We start from the raw sequence: 21,537 nt of genomic DNA on the forward strand, positions 1-21,537 counted from the left end.
GCAGTCTGAAATGCAGTCTTGTTTTTAAGCAAGGCTGCTTTTTAATATCATTAATCAAGTCGACAATAACCTAGGGTAAAGGTTCTTCATCATCTAGTTTTACATTTCCAACAGTTTCTATGTGGACTTTCTCTTCTTTTAAGATTTCATGAACCTGGATAAGTTCTTGATATTGATTCTTATTTATTTCTACATCATTCAGTATTGCTGGGGTTAATTTGACCTCAATCTTCTCTTCAGACAAAGGAATGCAGATTGTTTCCAATTTTGTATCCGCTGGATCTTTTGGATTTGCTAGCTTTTTCTCAATAATTAGGTCCTCTCGGGTGATAGGAACCAGTAATTGTTTTGCCTCCGTATACTTTTTCTTATAAATGGTAACTTCGGCGGTATCAACCCATTTTTTATTTAGTTCCATTTCTTCTTTATGTAATTGGAGCGTTATTTCATTTTGTGGGTCTAATGGTGAATTGTGCTGTTTCGTCAACTAAATTCCCTCCATAGGAAAGTGATGTAACACCTATTCATTGCTCAGCAATGAATAGGTATTTTTGTTTAGCTGTTATTGATATCGCTAAAGCTTGACGCATCGGAAACGACATTCACATTTCCAGTCGTATCAACATGAGCTTCTTCGCGCTTGAGAGTCTCCTGGACTTGCTGCGTTTCCTCAACTTGGCGTTTTGAAGCGGAAATCTCCTCAGTCGTTACTGCATACTTGTTTACCTCCACTTGTTCCTGAGACACCGGAATAGTGATGGTCTCCTGGGAGATCGAAGATGAATCGCTTCGTTCATTATTCATAGGGGTTCTCGTGATGACAACTTCCTCGTGCATGACAGGAACATCAACCGTTTTTTGTTCTTCGACAACATCTTTAGAAATCACGACATCACCAGCATCGACACTATTTTTCGTAATGTCTAGCTCTTCTTTATGAAGTTGAAGTGTGCCATCATTTTGACCATTTTGGCTATTTTGTTGGCCATCTTGGCTATTTTGCTGGCTATTTTGGCTAGTTGAACTGGTTGCATTGCCTTGATTACTTGAGTTGGATTGGTTGTTTTGATTTTCCATATTTTGTGAATTGTCATCACTGAATAAACCTAAGAAGTCGCTCATAAAAATCCCCCTTATAAGTTGAATGGTCAAGCCTTTAATATAATGTGCGCTGGAGAAATCTTTATTCTGAAAATGATATTGAAAAAACTACTAAATTACTGGCTGAATTTTTCTTTTATTTTGGATACTTTTATGACATAAAAGCCAAAGTGGCTCAGACTTCTTTGTATTTTATAACATGATAGGTTGATTCATATTCAAATAAGACAATAAAGATTCAATTTCTAAAAAAATTACTGAATCTTTATGGCTTTCTTTTGATTTATGTTAATATAATCGGTAAAATTTTAAAAGAACCGAATGTTAATGAAACATGAATAATTAATTATTAGTAATCCTCAAAGGAGTTATACACATGAAGAAGTCTTTCGAAAATACAGCTCTGCTAGTGATGGATCTGCAAAATGGTATTGTGTCTCGCTATTCAGAAAGTCAGGAAATTCTTTCTCCATTTCAAAAGGCAGTGGAAGCTGCACGCCGATCTAATATTCCAGTCATATTTGTCCGTGTGGCTTTTAGCGAAGGTTATCCTGAAAGCAATTCGCGGAATAAAATGTTCTCAGCTTTGTCTAAATCTGGGGGAATGACGGTCGTAGACCCAGGAACGCAAATTCACGAATCCCTGCAACCCAAACCGAATGAACCAGTCGTAACAAAGTATCGAGTTAGTGCCTTCGCCGGAAGTAACCTCGAAGTCATTCTGCGATCGAAGGGGATAGACACGTTAATATTGAGTGGGATTGCGACAAGTGGTGTAGTTCTATCAACAGTAAGGGAAGCAGCGGATAAAGATTATGCAATTACGGTACTATCGGATGCTTGTCTCGACGGTGACCCTGAGGTTCACCGTGTTCTTACCGAGAAGGTGTTCCCGCGACAAGCTGATGTGATGACAGTGGAAGATTGGGTTAATTCCTTAAATTGCTATAACTCTTAACAGACTTATACTAATATTAAAACAGAAACGAATTCTTGATAAATAAGCGGGAATAAAGTCAATAGCCCAAAATTTGAAAACCTCGCCGAAGTTTGGTGAGGTTTTTTAATGATACTCGCTTAAATAAAACTCCTAACATTGTTATTCCGGTTAAACTTATAAATGGCTATCATAAAGAACACTAGGGCGAAGGCGAATAGGGTTGCTAAATTTAATGCCAAACTGCTGAGTGTATGTCCTTTTTGCAGTTCAGTGATTGAGTCGAGCAGCCATCTTTGCGGGAGGAAGTCCGCAATTTTTTGGGCCGCTTTTGGCATGATTTCTACTGGCCAGAAGCAGCCGGATAACAGGCAGGTTGGTGTCATAATAAGAGTTTGCAAGGCACTTGCCGAATTGGAGTTGGTGGCAAAGGCAGTAATGACCAATGATAAACCTACAGAAACAAGCGAGAAAAACATCATCACACCGATCATTTCCCAGTAGGGGACCCCAGCTGAAATACCAAAGACTTTCGTCATAACCGTCATGGTGACAACCACTTGAATGGTCATTATGATCATATTGACAATTACATTAGCAAGAACATACTTTTTACCGTCAATCGGTGTCGACATAATCCGGAAATAGGTTCGATTTTCTTTCTCTTTTAAAATCAATTCAGACAGGCCGCCTGCAGAATTGAGCATAATCATTAGCAGAAAGCCAATCGTCTGAATCGTCATATCGTTGTTATTAGATGTATCTTTTAAAGAATGCGTAGAAACCTTAAACCCTGAATTTTGATAATTGTGATAGAGAGTAGTAAACACCGTTTCATCCCCATTGGCAGCAGTGCGTAGGGACGCAAGATTACTAATATAGTTGTTAAGGTAAGCCGTAATATAAGTCGTGACCTGTGCCCCTTTAATCGATACAATCTGCACCTCTGGCTTCTCGCCATTCATAATCGCTTGTGAAAAACCTGGTTCAAGGATAATGGCGCAATCCATGTCGCCAGAAGCGATTTTGTTCTTAACCTCAGATTCTGCTAGTTTACTTGTCTTTACATTTTTTAAACTGCCAATAAAACTGGCGGTATTTTTCGAAATCGTCGTTTGGTCTTGGTCCACAATCCCGGCATTGAGATAGGAGGGCCCCGTATTGCCATACACCAAAAAGGCAATAAAGATGCCTAGTAACGGCACGAGTACATAGGCGAAAATTTTTCGTTTGTTTAAAAAGATGGCACGTAACGAATTAGCCACCAGCCACATGATTTCTTTCATTCTAAAGACCCTCCCGTTTTCTGAATGCAACAATCGCAACCATTAGGAAAACAAGTGCAATGCCAATATTTAATGAGATCGCAGGCAGTGCAGCGGCTAGATCATTGTTATAAATAATTTTTGTTAACGCATCTCTTGCCCATGTCAAAGGGGACAAATTCACCACGATTCCCAGAATTCCGTCGGCTTTGTCAATTCTGAAATAGGCTCCGCCAAAAAAGGCAGCAAGCTGTAGGATAATCATGACGATGGTTTGCATGCCTGAATCCGTTTTGATCATATAGCTGAGGCCGAGCCCAAAGCTGACAGCAAGAAATACCAGCGTGAACAGAATGAGCACTACCATTCCGAGATGGCTGCCCCAGTCGGCGCCAAAGACAAAACGGCTAAAGGCCATTACCAGCAAGATGCAAACAAAGTTAATTCCTATACCCCCAAGAATTTTACCTAGAAAAATTTCCATTTTGTTAATAGGAGCGATGGCGAGCCGAATGGCGGTGTTCCGCCTTCTTTCCCCGCGTATTAAAGAACTGGCGGAAATGGCACTGTATAACGCAATCATAGTGGTCATCGCAATGGCGTAATAATCCATCGAGCCTGGAGCTTTATCTGCATTTAACGAGGTTTCTTTTACATAGCTTGTCGTGGTACTGGCTAATACTGCTTGTAACTGCTCAGGTTTTTCCTTTGCTATTTCGGTAATCAAATTGTATTTATCGGTAAAAGCAGTCAGCATTCCTTCAACCATACTTGCCTGGATGCTGTTCCGCTCACTGCCGTAAAATTGAATTCCTTTATCGGTAATCATTACATAAGCATCATATTTGTTTTGTTGAACAGCCAGCTGTCCATTTGTACCATTCTTTGCCTCTGAAAAATGAATGTCTTGCTTTTTAGCCTCCATTATAAAATTATGGAACGGTTCTGAAAAGTTACGATCATTATTTTCGGTAAATAGTACATTGATTTTTCCAATTTTAATGTTTGTGTCAAAGGTATTAGACAAAGCAGTTCCGAGAATCAGCATTAACACGATGGGGAAGGCCAGCATAAACACCAGCGTCCTGAAATCTCGGATGCTGCGTTTACATTCATTTAGAGCTATATTGATGATATTCACTTTTGCTTCCTCCTAATCTCTTAAGTTTCTACCGGTTAGAGTAAGAAATACGGTTTCAAGGTTTGGAGCCAGCTCTTGGAGTGAACGGATTTCTTTACCATTGTTAATGAAGAACTGAATAATCTGGTTTAAATTGTTTATTTCTGATTTGGAGTTAATTTTCACCAGGTTTTCCTCGACGGAAACGGAATTGACACCTTTGATTTCCTTTAATGAAGCTTCATCAAGGTTATCTGAGTTTTTCACTTCAAACAATATATCCTTTGTATCCGTAATAATTGCTTTTAATTGCTCCTTAGTTCCTTCCGCAATCACCTTTCCATGATCGACAATCGCAATCCGCGAACAGATTTCTTCCACCTCTTCCATGTAGTGGCTCGTGTAAATAACGGTACAGCCCATCTCGTTTAATTTGCGGACAGAGGTTAAAATGTAGTTTCGTGACTGTGGATCAATACCAACAGTTGGTTCATCCATAATAATCAGCTTTGGCCGGTGGGAAATCGCACAAGCGATATTTAATCTGCGTTTCATCCCGCCGGAAAAGGTCTTTGGATAGCTCTTTTGTTTATCTAACAGCCCGACAAACTCCAGTGCTTCTTCGACACGTTCTTTTAATTCTGCTCCCCGCAGCCCGTATAGTCCTGCAAAAAATCTCACATTCTCGCAGGCTGTCATATCTTCATAGATCGCCAAGTCCTGTGGTACGATCCCGATATTCATCTTGGCAAACTTACTGTGTGACGCAATGTTCTTGCCAAGGATATGGATTTCCCCGCTGTTATTTCGTAAAAGACCTGAGATCATATTAATCGTTGTACTCTTGCCGGCTCCATTGGACCCCAGGAAACCGAAAATTTCCCCTTCCTGAATCGCTAAAGACATATTATCAACAGCAATAAAATCGCCAAATTTCTTCGTTAAATTCTTAATCTCCAACACGTTCATAAACTCACCTCATATAGGATGGTGCCTGACACCATTTCCTTTATTTGTAATTTGATTATAAGAAAAAAGGGTGAACTAACATAAGTGCATTAGTTCACCCTTTATACATGAGAAATTTCATGTTTTTCATATGAAGGCTTTCATTAGACTATGGGGAGGAGGGTGGTAACGGAGAATCCATTGGTTCCATCGACAATCACTGTGCCTTTTATAGAGGCAGACCGTTCTTCCATACCTACGATGCCAAGCCCTTTTACCACTTTACCGGATACGATCCCTTTACCGTTATCACGGACCTCGACCCGAACTAGCTTGTTCAATACCTGAATGTCAATCGATATTTCCGACGCACCTGAGTACTTTAAAGAATTCGTGAGGGCTTCGCTGATATTTTCAGCAATAATCTTCCATTGAATCGGTGTAATCAAATCTATGTTTCCTTTGTGTACCAACGGCATTCGTAACTGGTGCTGGATGGAAAACTCCTCAATGAACAGTTTTAGACGCTGTAAGCCGATTTGTTCGGTTGGGGGCTTCATATTTTTTAAGGTAATTCTAATATCTTCGATGCCTTCTTTAGAAATGTTTATCGCATTCTGAAGCAGTTCCACAGCTTTAGTCTGATCAATGGCGATAAGAGTCTTCGCCGCTTCCATTTGAATCAGAGCGCCGGTCATGGAGTGGCCAATGCTGTCATGAATCTGCTGGGAAATCCGGTTGCGCTCCTCTAAGCGAGAGGTATATTCAGATTGCCTAATGTACTCTTTATTTTCATTAAGGCTTTTGGAGAGCCGCTGCATATCCATCCGCATCTTATCAAGCGTATTCTCATATTTAATCAGCCTATGCGAGTAATGGCTAGTCATGAAATAAACCACAAAGCAAAAGAGTGCAACCAGACCGTATGACGCCTGTAAGTGAGGGACAAAAAATACAGGCAGTAATCCCATTACCAACAACACCCACTTTTTTTTAAAAAAAGGCCAGGAAAGCTCATAGAAGTGATTCGGCAGGAGAAGGATGAATAACGTATTCACTTCCCGAAAGGTAATAAAAATAAGGACAATCGATACCAGGTGGATGCAAATCTTTACTCTTCCCGATCGAATAAGGTAAAGGGTAATATTTATACTGAAATATACTAAAATTGCAAGGACAATCACAGCCAGACTGCTTGTTTTGGACTGAACGTAGGAAAAGCTGAGCAATAGGATAATAATTAGCTTGCTGAAAATGATCCATAATTCCATCTCATGGTCCTCTTAATCTACTGAGCCAGTAAGAAAATAAATGGCAATTTGTGTTCGATGCTCCAAGCCCGTTTTACCTAGAATCGAAGTAATATAGTTAGCAACAGTACCTTCCGAAATAAACAGCTCCTTTGAAATCGCCTTGTTGGAGTAGCCCTTGGCAATAAGAGTCATGATGTCCATTTCCCGCTCGGTGAAGAGGCTGGCATCCACCTTGGACTCGGGTTTTGAATGGCCAGTCATTTTGGATTTAACCTTATCGAGGACAACATCCTGCAAAACAGTGTTACCATAGTAGACACTCTTAATGGCATCGCGGATCCGTTCCGGGTCGGTATTTTTCAATAAGTAGCCTTTTGCTCCATTCTTAATCGCATCGATAATGTACTCATCGTCATCAAACGTTGTCAGAATCATCGGCTTGGTCTTCGTTGTTTCTGTCAGAAGTTTTGTTGCTTCAACGCCATTCATATTGGGCATTCTTACGTCCAGAAGAGCTATGTCAACATAATGATGTTGACAATATTCAACTGCTTCTTTACCATCCTCTACGGTTGCAAGTACCTCAAACTCTCCGTAGGTACTCAAAATGATCTTCATGCCTTCGCGAATAAATGAATTATCATCCGCAATCAATAGTTTAATATTCATCTCACAGCAGAACTGACCTGCCCATCACATCCTTAATTTGGAATCAGTTACCTTAAACATAACAGAAAGGAGGGTATTTGAGGAGTACTCCTTAATAATAAAAATGCCTATCAATGCGAGGGACCGATTGTAGTTGGGTTCAGCTAATATTAGAGGTGTTATTCTAAATAATTATATTTAGAGATCCCCAGCTTTTTTTGCATAACCAGGAACGTGTGTTCTATAATAAAAGTGTAAATATAAAGAGGTGATATGCATGGAATTTCATCTGGAAGTCCAACTTTCCATTTGTTTTTTACTAACCTATCAAAAAGAGAAATAAAAAAAACGCCAAATGATGGCGTTCAAATGTCAGTAATTATCTAAATCAGTATCGATCTGTCCTCCATACTTGCCGCGCGGTTCAGGAACTTGGTCTAACACAATGGGCTTTTTAGAAGCATCTGTAGAGGTTTCATTATTGCTTTTATTATTCAATTTTTCATTTTTATCCAAAGGAATCACCTCCATTGATTTAGGTATACCAACATATAGTTTGGAATTTGTTAAAAATATATTCACCATATTTCTTTATTCTTTTAGGATTAATTAAGTGCAAAGCGGAAGGATTGAAGAATAGTGGAACTTTTTTGGGTAACGACTTAGTTATAAAAATGTAAATAATTTTTTATTATTTTGACATTAAAAAGGACAAGCTCTTCTTCATATATTCTAATGCGGTAATTATTTATTTGAAGGGAGCGATTCATAATGGTTTTTCTCTGGCTGTTACTTGCGATCCTATTGGTTGGAATTGTTATTTTTCTAGGTGTGAGAAAATCAAAAGTAAGGCAGGAAGAACTAACAAATAACGATACAGTAGAAGCCTTACCAAAATTTAAGTTTGACGAATAAATAAAAGGATTTTTTAATTCTATCCAAAAAATTCTGGCTGTCATTATGGCAGCCTTTTTGTTTTCGATAGAACCGGGGGGTAACGGAAAAAGTAGTATTACATTTTTAACTATAGGAAATAAGAGGGTTGAAAAAATTATTCACTTAGCTATTTGGCTTTGAAAGATAAACCCTCGCCTTTCAAAGCCGTTCTGAGTTTCGGTAAAGAAGCTGGTCCCATACCATGAAATTCCAAGATCTCCTTTTCTCTATAGGTAGACAGCTGTTGTAAAGAGGTGATCCCATTGTTTTCTAATGCACGTCTGGCCGGGGCAGAAAGGATGGAAAGAAATCCAGCCGCAGGTTTAAGTTCTTTTTCACAAATTGGGCAGGTGGGACAGTCGCTGCTTTTATAGTATTTGTGGCCTTTGGCGCAGGTTCGTAAACTTTTATTTGAAGATGTCATTTTTCATGCTCCCCTTTTTTATGCTTTAGTCGATCTATTAAAAGTGGTTAATCAACTTTACTCCTATTTTAACATCATTTTCCATAAAAAATGTATCTTTAATTGGTTTGGTTGGGTAAAATGGAATAGTAGTATTTTTAAATCCTATCAATAAATTAATAGAGGTAATAAACTCAAATATGAAATAGAGGGTGAACTGAATGATTAATACGTTAGGGCAAGTAATGTTATATGTAAGTAATCAAGATGAGGCTGTGAAATTTTGGACTGAAAAAGTGGGGTTTAAGGTAATTTCAGACGAAGATAACGGTCACGGCTTGAGATGGATTGAAATTGCTCCAACTAATGAATCCGGGACAAGTATTGTCCTTCACAATAAGGAACTAATTTCTAAAATGCAGCCTGAATTAAATCTTGGTACACCCTCGTTAATGTTTTTTTCAAAAGACCTAGATCAATTATATACTGACTTATCAAACAAAAACGTTACTGTTGGTGAAATAGTCGCTATGCCTTCTGGCAGAGTATTCAACTTTGCAGATAGTGAAAATAATTACTTTGCAGTATTGGAGAAAAAGTGAAGAGAAGTAAATGTTGAATAATAAGGGGATGCCGTGCAGCATCTCCTTTTATTTGGAGAAAAAAGGTACAAAGAGTGGTAAATAAATGGATTTACCTGGAAGTTATCCATGTGTTTTAATAGATTTATATCTTTTATCCAAATTAACTCTGTACAAAGTAGGTGTTTCAGCTTGACGAATAATGAGATTTACGATGTATTGACCATTGACGCGGTTTCACGGCAACTTGGGATTACCCCAAGAACGCTCCGGTATTATGAGGAGGTAGGTCTTATTTCCCCTGCCTTGCGCACGAATGGCGGGCATCGTCTTTATGATCAAAGCACAATGGACCGAATTAAGCAAATCCTTCGCCTGAAGGAATATTTGGGTATCTCACTGCAAGAGATTCAGGAAGTTATGGACGCAGAGGAGTCGCTTAATGAAATACGCCGTACATTTCAAGAGAATATTGAAAGTGCCGATGTACAAAGAGTGTTGGTAAGGCAGTACATCGATGTTCTTCACAACTTGATTGAAAAAATGACTACGAAAATAGAAAACGTAGAAACCATGCGCAATCTGTACCAAGAGCAAGTGGAACGCTCTTTACACTTTATGGACGAATTGGAAAAAAAGTAAATCGGGTCTAGCTACAAATAATAAAGAATTTTTTCAAATTAAGCGTATTAAACTAAGTATCTACATAAACCTGGCAGCAACCTCAGAAGACAGCACACTCCACAGTTTTACCTTTGGCAATACCCTACAAAATTTTAAAACAACATACACACCTCACTCCATATGTAACGATCTATTTTCGATTGATCAAAAAAATAAAGATAACTTCTCGCATGAATTGGAATATATTCTCATAAATTTCATATGTTTTATTGACGTTGACATTAACGTTAACGTCAATTAATAAATAGGAGGTTTTTATGATGTGGCAACTTTGGCTTACTGGACTGATCGGTGTCTGGCTCATCATTTCTCCATGGGTGTATAGCTTCACCAGCAATGCTGGCGCTATGTGGAATAGTGTCATTTTTGGAATTATTGTCTTAATTCTTGCTATTTGGTCAGGTGCGGCGCAAAAAAACAATAATTCTTAGAACCAAATTTTAACTGGGCAACAGCAGAGGTCTCATAATTTCTGCCTCTGCTGTTGGCTGAATAGATAAGGGCAAGGAAGAAACAAAGTAACAAGAAGCAGGGGTGATAGAAATTTTGGGGGCAGCTGATTCAATCTGTAGCAATAGATTTCAATCATACAAGGGAGCGGATGCGATATGGAATATACGGTTCGTAAGATAAGAACAAAAATATTTACGGGTCCACCAAGTGAAATCGAGGAACAGGTCAATGTTTTTTTAAATACACTTGACCAAATGAATTTCGTCGATCTTAGGGTAGCAAATTTGGATGGGGGAAAGATTTCTGTAGTTGTGGTGTATAAGGTCGTGCAAAAACTATAGCAGTCTATAATCATAAAAAGTTGATGTAATAATACTGTGATAAGGATCTAACCTTGGTTTTGACAAAAGGCGGCTCTTTTTTATTTTTATAGCAAAATACTTTATATGCTGAAGGATAAATAAAAGAGCTAAATGCTCTTTTTTTATTTATCTTTCTTTGATTTTTAACCAGTATTCTCTGATTTGGTATCAGTATATGATTTCATATGGAGGTAATACTAACCAAAAATAAGGGTGAAGGGAGTTCCTATGAAAACAATTAAACCTATCAAAATAAGTTCAAATAAAACGAATATAACAGAAAAATTAACATCTGCAGAAATGGGAAAACTCTGGGCAACTTATACGGGAAACAGTATGGCAAAATGCGTTTTAAGCTATTATCTTCAACACGTTGAGGATGATGATATTAAAACCTTATTAGAGAATGCTTTAAAATTATGCGAAGAGTTTATACAAATATCCAAAGAAATTTTTGAAAAGGAAAACTTTCCGATTCCAATAGGATTCAGCAAAGAAGATGTAAACCTTGGAGCTCCTCGGTTATTTGAAGATCAATTCTATGTTCATTACCTAAAATATGCAGCTAAAGCCGGTATGAGTATTTATAACGTAGGCTTACCACTTGTTTATCGGAAGGATGTAACAGAGTTTATTACCTATTGTATGCATTCCACCATGGATTTAATGGAACAAATAAAAGATATTCTAATGAACAAAGGTTTTATCATTAAACCACCTATCATCCCTGTTCCGGAAAAAGCAGAATTTGTTCATGAGGATTTTTTAAATGGCTTTTTCGGACATGTTCGGCCGTTGCATGCTTTAGAAATTGCTCATTTTTACGATAATATTGAAAATAATGTAACGAGTAAAGCTCTTATTATGTCATTTGCTCAAGTGGCAAAAGATGAAAAGATTAGGAAGTTATTTGAAAAAGGCAGGGAACAAACAACTAAAAATGTTGAAGCGTATATGCAAATACTTTCTGATGAAAATTTGCCGTCGCCGCCCTTTCTTGACCATTTAGTAACAGCGTCTACATTCTCGCCTTTTTCAGATAAGTTAATGTTATTTCATAAAATGGATATGTTTTCAATGAAAATAAGAGCGTTTGGAAATTCAATTGCCGTAAATGGAAGGCATGATGTAGGGATGACCTATTCAAAATCGTTAATGAGAATCTCCCTCTTTGTGGAAGAAGCAGCAAAACTGATGGTCGAAAAGGGATGGATGGAACAACCACCAAAAGCAGTGGATAGAAAAAATTTAGCAGCAAATTAGAAGTTTAACAACTTCCTTCATTAAAGGGAATTCCTCTTTGTAAGCTAGAAAACGAAAAAGATGAATTAAAATTAGGTTTTAAGGGTTGACTGATTGTAAAAAAAATAATAAAATAGGGAAAATTCGAAAAAGTCAAACGCAATGATTGGGAGTATTAAGGGATAGGTATTGTTTAGAGAGCTGTCGGTTGGTGAGAGACAGTCAATAACACCCCCAACTCACCCAGGAGTGGTAAGGCTGAAATGTAGGCCTTAACGGTTGATTACCGTAATAAATCATGAAGTGGATTCGTTTGCTATTTAACGAATCAAAAAGAGTGGTACCACGTAGGCAAAGCCTGTCGTCTCTTATGAGATGATGGGCTTTTTTGTGTTAATAATGAATCATTAAATCAATAAAAAGGTGGGCAACAAAATGAAAAATATTGAAAAGTATTCAAGAGGTTACTTTATGCCTCCAGTAAAAAGCTTGAAATGGACCGAAAAGGAGTATATAGAGGAAGCTCCAACATGGTGTAGTGTGGACCTAAGAGATGGAAACCAAGCCTTGGTGGTGCCAATGAGTCTCGAGGAGAAGCTGGAATATTTTCAATTACTGTTGGAAGTAGGTTTCAAGGAAATAGAAGTGGGCTTTCCTGCCGCTTCTGAAACAGAATATACTTTTTTACGTACCTTGATTGAACAGGAATTAATTCCAGATGATGTAACCATTCAAGTATTAACTCAATCAAGAGAACATATTATCAAAAAAACGTTTGAATCGCTTCAGGGAGTGAATAAGGCAGTCGTCCACCTTTACAATTCAACATCCGTACCTCAGCGCGAGCAGGTGTTCCAAAAAACGGAAGAAGAAATTATCGACATTGCGGTAACCGGAGCAAAAATGGTTAAGAAATATGCCGCAGAAACGGAGGGGAATTTTAAGTTTCAATATTCACCAGAAAGCTTCACGGGCACAGAAATGGAGTTTGCGCTTGAAATTTGCAACCGAGTACTTGATGTGTGGCAGCCTGATTCCGAAAATAAGGTAATTATCAATCTCCCAGCTACAGTTTCCATGTCAATGCCACACGTTTATGCCAGTCAGATTGAATTCATGAGTGATCATCTAAATTACCGGGACAATGTCATTCTTTCACTACATCCTCACAATGACAGAGGAACAGGGGTTGCAGATGCAGAGCTGGGAATGCTTGCAGGAGCCCAGAGGGTGGAAGGAACACTGTTCGGAAATGGAGAAAGAACAGGAAACGTGGACATTGTCACACTTGCACTTAACATGTATTCGCACGGAGTAAATCCGAAGCTTCACTTTGAAAATATCTATCATATCCTTGCCAAGTATGAAAAATTAACAAGAATGAAGGTTCATGAAAGACACCCGTATGGGGGAGAACTTGTTTTTACGGCGTTCTCAGGATCCCATCAGGATGCCATCGCAAAAGGAATGAAGTGGCGTGAGGAAAGAGAAAATGAGTATTGGACAGTCCCTTATCTATTGATTGATCCAAAGGATATTGGGAGACAGTATGAAGGCGATATTATCCGTATTAATAGTCAATCAGGTAAGGGCGGTATTGGCTATGTGCTGATGCAGAATTTTGGACTTGATCTGCCGGCGGAGATGCGTGAAAGCTTTGGATATAGTGTTAAAAATGTATCGGACCGCATGCACAAGGAGCTTATGCCAAATGAAATCTATGATATTTTCATAAACGAATATGTCAATATTCATACCCCTGTTGAGTTTATCAATTACCGATTTACTCAGAATGAAAAATATGAAACGACTGTATCAGTCAAGATAAACGGTGAGGCTCATGAACTGACTGGTATAGGAAATGGGAAGCTTGACGCCATCAGTAATGGTCTTCGCACCACACTGGGTCTCGATTTTAAGGATTTAGTTTACAAGGAACATGCCCTAGAAAGAGGATCGAAATCAAATGCAGTATCATATGTTGGATTCACTGCTTTAGATGGGACTGTTTATTGGGGCTGTGGGATTGATGCCGATATTATGGCTTCGTCCATAAAAGCATTATTTAGTGCTGTTAATAACATGGTATCTAGTGTGGAACCTTCAATGGATAAAGGATTTTCTCTTTCAAATAGATAAGTTTTGAGAGCTAAGATGTGGGCTGCTGTGTCAACTGTTCCAAACAGTGAACCCGACAGCCCATTATTCTAGATATGATATGAATCTGTATTTCTAACAAGTTAAACTACACTGATTGTTATATAATCAAAGATCAAAGAAAGTGTGAAACCAAATGAAAATGATTGATGCCCATATTCATTTAGATCAATATACAGAAAAAGAAATAGACTGGATATTGGAAAGGACAGATTCGATTGAAGCTTTGCTTTCGGTTTCTTTTGATCTTGAATCTTGTAAGCGAAACCTTCAATTATCAAGAAGATATCAAAAAATAAAACCTCTATTTGGGTTGGGTTTCATCCAGAGCAGAGTCTGCCAACTGAAGATCAATTTACCAGACTGATTGAATGGATGGGTTCACATCAAGTAGAAATGATTGCTATTGGAGAGGTAGGTTTGCCTTACTATTTAAGGGAGGACCATAAGGTATCTAGCTCGCAGTATGGAAAATATATTGACCATCTCGAAACATTTGTGGAAATGGCAAAGAAGTGGGACAAGCCAATTGTTCTGCATGCCGTCTATGATGATGCCCCGGTTGTTTGTGATCTTTTGGAAAAGCATTCAGTGACAAACGCCCATTTCCATTGGTTTAAAGGGGATGAAAAAACAATCTCGAGAATGATCGAAGCAGGTTATTTTATCTCTGTTACTCCTGAAATTGTTTATAAGGAAAAAATTCAGAAATTAGTTCAAACCTATCCATTAGGGAAAATGATGATTGAAACAGACGGTCCATGGCCGTTTGATGGTCCTTTTTTAGGAAAAATGACTCACCCTGACATGATGAAGCATTCGATTTACATGATTGCTAAAATAAAAAACCTTTCAGAAGAAGAGGTTTCCGAAAGATTATTAGAAAACACGAAGGAATTCTATGGTATTTAATCATTTATTTGATCGGATTAGGTTAAAGAAATGCTTCAGTTAACAAAGTATAGCTTTCAATTTTGTCCTGAAAGTCATGGATATTGCTTATAATCATAAATTCCTCCGTTTGGTAATTTTCACTCAACCGAAGAAGTTCGCTTTTAACTTTTTGAGGTGTACCAATAATCATGCGCTTTCGATTTTCCTTAATCTTAATTCGATCGTCGTAGGTTAACGGTATGTTCTTTGCTTCTATGATGGAAGGGATCCTGGTATCGATTCCTTTTTCAACTGTTAACAGCCACATATCTTGGCTTAAAGCCAATTCTTCCGCTCTTTCCTGAGTAGCGGCACACACCACAAATACACAAACATTTGCCTTAGGCTCTTCTAGAAAAGGCGAGGGCTGAAAATGATTATAATAATAGTTCATAGCCTGCTGTCCGTTTACCGGAGTGATAAAATGGCCATAAGTAAAAGCGGTCCCATTTTCTGCAGCTAATCTTGCACCTCTATGAGTAATTCCCAAAAGCCATACTTCTGGTAAATTTGTTGTCATTGGGAATGCTTTTACACCATGAAAAGGATGATCTTCGGGTAATTGATTCTGTAAAAAACCCTGCAGGTCCTTTACCTGCCTAGGGAATTCATTTAGGCTTTTTCTTAATCCATCTGTCAAAGCTAGCCGCGTGGTCGCGGAACCACCAGGGGAACGTCCGATTCCTAAATCAATTCGATTCGGAAACAGGGTCTCTAATACTTTGAAGTTCTCGGCAAGCTTATAGGGGCTATACTGAGGGAGTAATACACCGCCCGAACCGACACGTATTTTCCGAGTCATTGATGCTATATGTGAAATAAGTATTTCTGGAGAGGAACCAGCCATTCCATTGGTATTATGATGTTCCGCAACCCAAAAGCGAGTGTAACCTAAATCCTCCGATAGCTGAGCTAATTTTACAGTTTTTTGTAAAGTGGTACTCGCCGAATCCCCTTTACTTATAACTGATTGATCGAGAACGCTTAATTTCAATGATTTACCCTCCAAAGAACGTGCAGATCGTATGATTTGAATTTTGATTTATAGTTTATGTTGTCTTATCTACCTTTTGTTTACCACAAATTTGGTAAACAAAAAATAAAGAAGATATATTACACAAGTATACCTTCTTCCATGAATTTATTTTATTGTTTATAAAGAATAAAGCTCGAGTACCGTTTCGGTATATGCTTCACCCAGTATTGGTGAAATTCATCCAATACTTGTTTCGCAAACTGGTCACCCTTTCCTTCATCCCTTATTACGCCATAATCTAGTCTGCTTTGATCGGTTGACTCACTAAGATGTACACTATTTTCTAAATCCAACTCAATATAGAATTGCACCTCGACTCCTTCCATATTTGTGATGGCAGCAAGATAATTTCCGAATTCTTCAATAAGAACTTCGACCATCCATCCATTTTGTTCACATTCTTTTAAAAATTCTTGATATAATCTGATAAAGGTATTTAAATCCATTTAATTCCCACATCCTTTACTGAATGAATGTTGTATATTTTTCGAACCCGGAAAATAAATCACATACAGCATTATCTTATCTGAAGTATAAAGGCGAGATGACCACTATGGTTTTGGTGCTTCACTTATCAAACTATATGCAAGCAAATAAATGATAAGAAGACCTGCATGATAGATTACATAATTTTTAAAAAGAAAGGAACTTTCATGGAAACACAACAACATTCCTTAAGTACTGAAAAAAATAGCCATGCCCTAAAGGTAAATCCAAAATACAATTATTTTCTCTTACTTAGTATCGTTTTTGGTGGCTTTCTTATTTTTGGTTTATCAGAAAACATTAAAGGTCCAGCCATTCCAATCATCCAAAATGAACTACATTTAAGTCAGTCACAAATTGGCATTCTACTAGCCTTGAATTCTTTAGGCTATTTGCTTGCCTGTTCATTTACATCAGCACTTAGCAATAGAATAGGAATTAAATGGACGGGAGTCATCGCCTTTTTATCTATGGCCCTAGCCGGGTTTGTTATTTATCTATCAGCCAATTATGCCACTCTCTCTGCTTCGTTCTTTTTACTGTACATTGGAAACGGCGTACTGGAAATTGGTCTGGGAATAATGGCGGCACGAATATTCACTAAAAATACGGGTGCGATGATGAACCTATCCCACTTTTTTTATGGGCTTAGTTCAACCTTTGCTCCGACTATTGCCGCATCGATAATGGGCTGGAATGTACATGGTCAAGAATTGGGGTGGCGCGGGATGTATCTCTTGGTGTTATTATTGTCACTGTTGCCAATTGTTCCCTCGCTGTTAGGGAAAATCCCAAAAGAAACGCATGAAGTGGAAGAAACTATCTCCTATCAATCTCTAATCCGAGATCCAGTCGCATGGCTAATCGTTGCGGTTCTTTCTTTCGGCGTGGTCTCAGAGATTGCGATTGGAAGTTGGCTTGTACAGTTTTTGGTAAAAGCCTATAAGTGGAACATTAACGATGCATCTAGGATGTTATCGATGTTTTTCCTATTTTTTATGCTCGCCAGACTTTTTTTAGGATCTGTCACTGATAAAATTGGTTTTACCTTATCGATCATTATTGCATCGGCCTTTTCAGGTATATCTGGCTTTGCTGCGATTTTGACCGGAGAAAAAGGGGCGATTTTATTTGCCATATCAGGGGTTGGGATTGCATTAATATATCCGACTGTCATGGCACTTTTAGCTAAACGCTACCCAAAAGGTACAGGTACAGCGATTACATTTACTGTTACACTCATGGGGATTGCCAGTGTAATAGGGAATCTGATGATAGGTTTTATTATCGATTTTGTTAGTAAAATGTTCAATGGTGATAGTGGAGCGGTGAACGAGGTAGTGGGATTACAGGCAGGATACGGGTTTATTGCTTCTCTTGCTCTTATATGTTCGGTATGCAGTATCATCTTATGATCTTAAAAAAGAAAAATGAATTAATTTAATATGTACTGCGGTCTTTTGCTATATACGATTCAATCAAGTCTCTTATCATAAAAAAGGTACACCACGGATTAAATTGTGATGTACCTTTTTGGGTTGTTTACATTACATTTTTGGGATTACGTTTTTACTTATTCAACTCATTTTGTATTTCTGGATGATTCATGAGGATTTCATTACCATAATAATAACTAATCGTTAGGGCAAGGACTAAACCGATATAAATCAAAAATAATTGCAGTTTCGTTTTTTTATCCGTTTTATAATAACTTTTTGTTATCATTATATCTTTTTTATAGGCTGATAATTTTTCTTCTAATTGGTTAAGAATATCTAAAATAACGGGTTGATTGTAATGAATAGCTTCATCACTCAAATGATAAGTACCAGACAATTGTTGCAAATAAAGATCCTTTTTCATTTTTTCAATTTCCAAAGTCAGTGTATTTAATAGTTGAGAAATCTCTAAATTTGCGATTTTCCATTTTGATTTTCTAATCATGTCATAAGTCGAATCTAGAGAATGAGATTCTAGAGAAATATTCTCAATTAGAATTTCTAGTTCTTGCACCTCTAATTGATCATCCTTTAACCGTTTTTGTTTTTTATATAATTTGTACCATTCTCGAGAGCCCAGAAGGACGATGATAAAACCTATGAAGCTTAATTTATAAATGGAGTAAGCTAATAACAAAATGATTCCTAATCCCCATAGCTTAGTACTAATTCCAGCGGCAATTCTTCCGCCATCTAATGGAGTAATAGGAATTAGATTAAATAAATTGATCATTCCTCCTAAAATAATTAGAAGCGCCCAGAACGGTTCATGTGTATAAACATACAAAGGAATCGCCGGCAAAAAGGATATCAATCCGAATAATGGCCCCATATAGGCTACAAAGCCCTCATCTTTTGCACTTTTTGGCATTTCCTTCATCCCAATAACCGCCCCCATAAAAGGAATAAATATAGCTGGGCTTACTGGCAGTTTAATCCTTTTCGCAGCGTAGGCATGACCCATTTCGTGAATGAATAATAAATAGACGATCGCAACGGCAAACTCCCAGCCAAAAATGAGGGCGTAGGATCCGAGAGTAATAAACATGCTCAAAAGTGTTTGAAGTTTAAGGAGTTTTAACACAACGAGAACATATTTTAATTTACCCAATAATATAGCACCAATTGTCCCTAATACGCCAAATGAGGTTTTCTTGCTGCTTTTGATTTTCCTTTTTATCAAACAAACACCTCCTTTAAAAACCATATCAATTGGATAAGTCGAAAAAGAAATTACTTCTATATCTATTATACAAGAAGTAATGGGAAAATAAGTTAATAATAGATAAAACAAGTAGATAAATCAGCCGAGTATGAATTTGCTCCAACTCATGTGCGGGGCATCTTTGAATAGTAGAATCATCTTATAAAATTTTCAATAAACTAAGGACAACAATCAAAATGGTTGTTGACAAATAAAGTTATTTGCATTAATATTATCTCATATTCAAGATATATTAATTCAAGATTTATGGGAGGTGAGGTAAATGGGGAAGAAATGCACGAATTTACCCTTTCTACAATTAATGCAAACATCAAAAGCAGTCCATGATCGAATGAAGGAAGAAATGTCAAAAAACAAGTTAAATATTACGGAATTCTCGGTTTTGGAAGTCCTTTACCAAAAAGGGAAACAAACCATCCAGCAGATTGGGAATTGCATCTTAATCTCAAGTGGTTCCATGACCTATGTGATAGATAAGTTAGAACAAAAAGGTTTATTAAATCGAAGTGACTGCCCTAATGATCGAAGAGCAATCCATGTTTCATTAACTGATAAAGGAAATGAATTTATGGATAAAATAATGCCTAACTATCATCAGCTAGTGGATGATATGTTTGATTCGTTAAATTCCGAAGAAGCAGAGACAATGGTTCACTTGTTGAAAAAGGTAAGGAATAAAGTTTAATTTTTTTAAATAAATATCTCGGATTCGAGATAAAAAACTTAGGAGGATTTTAAGATGATAAATATTGGTTTATTAATTATTCGTTTAGTAATCGGTTTACTTTTTGTAGGTCACGGTGCACAGAAATTGTTTGGCTGGTTCGGCGGGTACGGTTTAAAAGGAACAGGTGGATGGTTTGAGTCGATTGGAATGAAGCCAGGTGTAACCATGGCGTTTTTCGCAGGATTAGCTGAACTTGTTGGCGGAATATTGTTTGCTGTTGGTCTTCTAACGCCCCTAGCTGGTATCATCATTGCGGGAACTATGGTAATGGCAATTGTGAAGGTGCATGGTGCTAATGGGTTATGGGCAACGTCCAATGGCTATGAATATAACTTAACCTTATTTGCGGTGACGATTGGTGTAGCGCTAATAGGTCCTGGTAAATATGCTTTAGACACATTTTTATTTTAAATATCTTGAAGTAGAGATTTTTAAATTTTAATAAAAATCTTAGGTTTTAATGTCTGAACTAGGAACAAAATAAACTATCCTATTAAAAAGGAGTGTTCGACTATGACTAAAAAAATAATGGGGATTCACCATATAACTGCGATTGTCGGTCATCCTCAAGAGAATGTTGATTTTTACGCTGGAGTTTTAGGGTTACGTTTAGTCAAACAAACAGTTAATTTTGATGATCCAGAGACCTATCACCTGTACTTCGGGAATGAAGGTGGAAAACCAGGAACTATTATTACTTTCTTTCCATGGGCTGGTGCTCGCCAAGGAATCATTGGTGACGGTCAGGTAGGCGTTACTTCCTATGTCGTTCCAAAGGGTACATTTAAATTTTGGGAACAACGACTTGAAACGTTCCAAATTTCTTTTACGAAAATGGAACGTTTTGGGGAGCAATATCTGGAATTCGATGATCCCCATGGTCTTCACTTAGAATTAGTGGAAAGAGAAGAAGGGGAAATCAATCCATGGAGCTTTGGTGAAGTAACATCAGAGGTCGCTATCAAAGGGTTTGGCGGAGCGACTTTATTATCAACCCAGCCTAACAAAACGGCTGAATTGTTAGAAAAGGTATTAGGTCTTGAAGTAATCGGGAATGAGGGGGATTTCACTCGGTTTCGCTCTACCGCCGATATTGGTAATGTGATCGACCTTAAATTAACGCCGATTGGACGCGGACAAATGGGTGTGGGAACTGTACACCACATTGCCTGGCGGGCAGTGGACAACCAAGACCAATTGGATTGGAAACAGCATGTTGCAGCGAATGGATATGGAGTCACTCCTGTTAAAGACAGAAATTATTTTAATGCGGTTTATTTTAGGGAACATGGCGAAATACTATTTGAAATTGCAACGGATCCTCCAGGTTTCGCACTTGATGAATCATACGAAACGATGGGTGAAAAATTAATGCTGCCCGAACAGTATGAACCATATAGAGGTCAAATTGAGAGAGGCTTGCTGCCTTTTGAAGTAAGAAATTTAGATGCTTGACGACCCTATCTTGAAAAATAATAAAAAGAGGGTAGTCAATGGCCTTGATTGACTACCCAAGTTTGAAAAATAATTCAATGAAGGTA

The 21,537-nt window shown here is 37.7% G+C and carries 25 protein-coding genes and 1 other annotated feature; of the genes, 13 read left to right on the forward strand and 12 right to left on the reverse strand.

Annotation, left to right across the window (positions count from 1 at the left end; all coding sequences use genetic code 11):
• Positions 1 to 70: 70 nt before the first annotated feature.
• Complete coding sequence (locus J7E81_RS09350; RefSeq protein WP_215041891.1) at positions 71 to 487, reverse strand: YsnF/AvaK domain-containing protein; 417 nt, start codon at positions 485 to 487, stop codon at positions 71 to 73.
• A gap of 68 nt (positions 488 to 555) precedes the next feature.
• Entirely contained in the window at positions 556 to 1,122 is a 567-nt protein-coding gene (locus tag J7E81_RS09355) for a YsnF/AvaK domain-containing protein (protein WP_215041892.1), read from the reverse strand.
• 355 nt (positions 1,123 to 1,477) lie between these two features.
• Here J7E81_RS09355 and J7E81_RS09360 point away from each other — a divergent pair, with 355 nt between their 5' ends.
• Positions 1,478 to 2,059 carry a cysteine hydrolase family protein gene (locus J7E81_RS09360; protein ID WP_215041893.1) on the forward strand — a complete coding sequence of 194 codons (582 nt, stop codon included), beginning with the start codon at positions 1,478 to 1,480 and terminating at the stop codon, positions 2,057 to 2,059.
• A gap of 119 nt (positions 2,060 to 2,178) precedes the next feature.
• Here J7E81_RS09360 and J7E81_RS09365 read toward each other — a convergent pair whose 3' ends face one another.
• The 6 genes from J7E81_RS09365 to J7E81_RS09390 form a co-directional block, all read right to left on the reverse strand.
• Complete coding sequence (locus J7E81_RS09365) at positions 2,179 to 3,324, reverse strand: ABC transporter permease (protein ID WP_215041894.1); 1,146 nt, start codon at positions 3,322 to 3,324, stop codon at positions 2,179 to 2,181.
• A gap of 1 nt (position 3,325) precedes the next feature.
• Positions 3,326 to 4,444 (reverse strand): ABC transporter permease, encoded by a 1,119-nt coding sequence (locus J7E81_RS09370; RefSeq protein WP_215041895.1) that lies wholly within the window; start codon positions 4,442 to 4,444, stop codon positions 3,326 to 3,328.
• A gap of 12 nt (positions 4,445 to 4,456) precedes the next feature.
• On the reverse strand, positions 4,457 to 5,392 hold the full coding sequence (locus tag J7E81_RS09375; protein ID WP_215041896.1) for an ABC transporter ATP-binding protein: 936 nt from the start codon (positions 5,390 to 5,392) through the stop codon (positions 4,457 to 4,459).
• Positions 5,393 to 5,535: 143 nt separating this feature from the next.
• Positions 5,536 to 6,642 (reverse strand): sensor histidine kinase, encoded by a 1,107-nt coding sequence (locus J7E81_RS09380; RefSeq protein WP_215041897.1) that lies wholly within the window; start codon positions 6,640 to 6,642, stop codon positions 5,536 to 5,538.
• A gap of 12 nt (positions 6,643 to 6,654) precedes the next feature.
• A complete protein-coding gene (locus tag J7E81_RS09385; RefSeq protein WP_215041898.1) occupies positions 6,655 to 7,293 on the reverse strand; it encodes a response regulator in 639 nt (212 codons plus the stop codon).
• A gap of 351 nt (positions 7,294 to 7,644) precedes the next feature.
• The gene (locus J7E81_RS09390) at positions 7,645 to 7,788 is read right to left on the reverse strand and encodes a hypothetical protein (protein ID WP_215041899.1); all 144 of its coding nucleotides are present in this window, start codon (positions 7,786 to 7,788) and stop codon (positions 7,645 to 7,647) included.
• A 255-nt stretch (positions 7,789 to 8,043) separates the two neighbouring features.
• Between J7E81_RS09390 and J7E81_RS09395 the strand changes: the two genes are divergently transcribed.
• A complete protein-coding gene (locus tag J7E81_RS09395; protein WP_215041900.1) occupies positions 8,044 to 8,187 on the forward strand; it encodes a hypothetical protein in 144 nt (47 codons plus the stop codon).
• 148 nt (positions 8,188 to 8,335) lie between these two features.
• Here the strand turns inward: J7E81_RS09395 and J7E81_RS09400 are convergent, their stop codons facing one another.
• Positions 8,336 to 8,632, reverse strand: coding sequence for an RNA polymerase alpha subunit C-terminal domain-containing protein (locus tag J7E81_RS09400; RefSeq protein WP_215041901.1), 297 nt, complete (start codon positions 8,630 to 8,632; stop codon positions 8,336 to 8,338).
• Between the two features lie 200 nt (positions 8,633 to 8,832).
• On the opposite strand from J7E81_RS09400, the gene J7E81_RS09405 reads away from it, so the two are divergent.
• The 7 genes from J7E81_RS09405 (at position 8,833) to J7E81_RS09435 (ending at position 15,002) form a co-directional block, all read left to right on the forward strand.
• On the forward strand, positions 8,833 to 9,213 hold the full coding sequence (locus tag J7E81_RS09405) for a VOC family protein (RefSeq protein WP_215041902.1): 381 nt from the start codon (positions 8,833 to 8,835) through the stop codon (positions 9,211 to 9,213).
• A 171-nt stretch (positions 9,214 to 9,384) separates the two neighbouring features.
• Positions 9,385 to 9,834 carry a helix-turn-helix domain-containing protein gene (locus tag J7E81_RS09410; protein WP_251028561.1) on the forward strand — a complete coding sequence of 150 codons (450 nt, stop codon included), beginning with the start codon at positions 9,385 to 9,387 and terminating at the stop codon, positions 9,832 to 9,834.
• A 299-nt stretch (positions 9,835 to 10,133) separates the two neighbouring features.
• Entirely contained in the window at positions 10,134 to 10,307 is a 174-nt protein-coding gene (locus J7E81_RS09415; RefSeq protein WP_251028562.1) for an SPW repeat protein, read from the forward strand.
• A 177-nt stretch (positions 10,308 to 10,484) separates the two neighbouring features.
• Positions 10,485 to 10,670: a hypothetical protein gene (locus J7E81_RS09420; RefSeq protein WP_215041904.1), complete on the forward strand. Its 186-nt coding sequence runs from the start codon at positions 10,485 to 10,487 to the stop codon at positions 10,668 to 10,670.
• A gap of 249 nt (positions 10,671 to 10,919) precedes the next feature.
• Positions 10,920 to 11,954, forward strand: a complete 1,035-nt coding sequence (locus J7E81_RS09425; protein ID WP_215041905.1) for a DUF3231 family protein — start codon at positions 10,920 to 10,922, stop codon at positions 11,952 to 11,954.
• Between the two features lie 132 nt (positions 11,955 to 12,086).
• Positions 12,087 to 12,305 (forward strand) — a binding site (T-box leader).
• A 63-nt stretch (positions 12,306 to 12,368) separates the two neighbouring features.
• On the forward strand, positions 12,369 to 14,072 hold the full coding sequence (locus J7E81_RS09430; RefSeq protein WP_215041906.1) for a 2-isopropylmalate synthase: 1,704 nt from the start codon (positions 12,369 to 12,371) through the stop codon (positions 14,070 to 14,072).
• A gap of 354 nt (positions 14,073 to 14,426) precedes the next feature.
• Complete coding sequence (locus J7E81_RS09435; protein ID WP_308162197.1) at positions 14,427 to 15,002, forward strand: TatD family hydrolase; 576 nt, start codon at positions 14,427 to 14,429, stop codon at positions 15,000 to 15,002.
• Positions 15,003 to 15,024: 22 nt separating this feature from the next.
• Here J7E81_RS09435 and J7E81_RS09440 read toward each other — a convergent pair whose 3' ends face one another.
• Positions 15,025 to 16,017: an LLM class flavin-dependent oxidoreductase gene (locus tag J7E81_RS09440; RefSeq protein ID WP_215041907.1), complete on the reverse strand. Its 993-nt coding sequence runs from the start codon at positions 16,015 to 16,017 to the stop codon at positions 15,025 to 15,027.
• 152 nt (positions 16,018 to 16,169) lie between these two features.
• Positions 16,170 to 16,505 (reverse strand): hypothetical protein, encoded by a 336-nt coding sequence (locus J7E81_RS09445; RefSeq protein WP_215041908.1) that lies wholly within the window; start codon positions 16,503 to 16,505, stop codon positions 16,170 to 16,172.
• Positions 16,506 to 16,712: 207 nt separating this feature from the next.
• Between J7E81_RS09445 and J7E81_RS09450 the strand changes: the two genes are divergently transcribed.
• Positions 16,713 to 17,960, forward strand: coding sequence for an MFS transporter (locus J7E81_RS09450; protein ID WP_308162188.1), 1,248 nt, complete (start codon positions 16,713 to 16,715; stop codon positions 17,958 to 17,960).
• A 154-nt stretch (positions 17,961 to 18,114) separates the two neighbouring features.
• Here J7E81_RS09450 and J7E81_RS09455 read toward each other — a convergent pair whose 3' ends face one another.
• Positions 18,115 to 19,212, reverse strand: coding sequence for a site-2 protease family protein (locus tag J7E81_RS09455; RefSeq protein WP_374104023.1), 1,098 nt, complete (start codon positions 19,210 to 19,212; stop codon positions 18,115 to 18,117).
• 319 nt (positions 19,213 to 19,531) lie between these two features.
• Between J7E81_RS09455 and J7E81_RS09460 the strand changes: the two genes are divergently transcribed.
• The 3 genes from J7E81_RS09460 to J7E81_RS09470 all read left to right on the forward strand — a co-directional run bounded on the left by J7E81_RS09460 (position 19,532) and on the right by J7E81_RS09470 (position 21,451).
• A complete protein-coding gene (locus tag J7E81_RS09460; RefSeq protein WP_215041910.1) occupies positions 19,532 to 19,954 on the forward strand; it encodes a MarR family winged helix-turn-helix transcriptional regulator in 423 nt (140 codons plus the stop codon).
• A 54-nt stretch (positions 19,955 to 20,008) separates the two neighbouring features.
• Positions 20,009 to 20,407, forward strand: a complete 399-nt coding sequence (locus J7E81_RS09465) for a DoxX family protein (RefSeq protein WP_215041911.1) — start codon at positions 20,009 to 20,011, stop codon at positions 20,405 to 20,407.
• 102 nt (positions 20,408 to 20,509) lie between these two features.
• Positions 20,510 to 21,451: a ring-cleaving dioxygenase gene (locus J7E81_RS09470; protein ID WP_215041912.1), complete on the forward strand. Its 942-nt coding sequence runs from the start codon at positions 20,510 to 20,512 to the stop codon at positions 21,449 to 21,451.
• Positions 21,452 to 21,537 lie beyond the last annotated feature (86 nt).

Source organism: Bacillus sp. ISL-18 (assembly GCF_018613415.1).
Classification (GTDB): Bacteria; Bacillota; Bacilli; order Bacillales; family Cytobacillaceae; genus Neobacillus.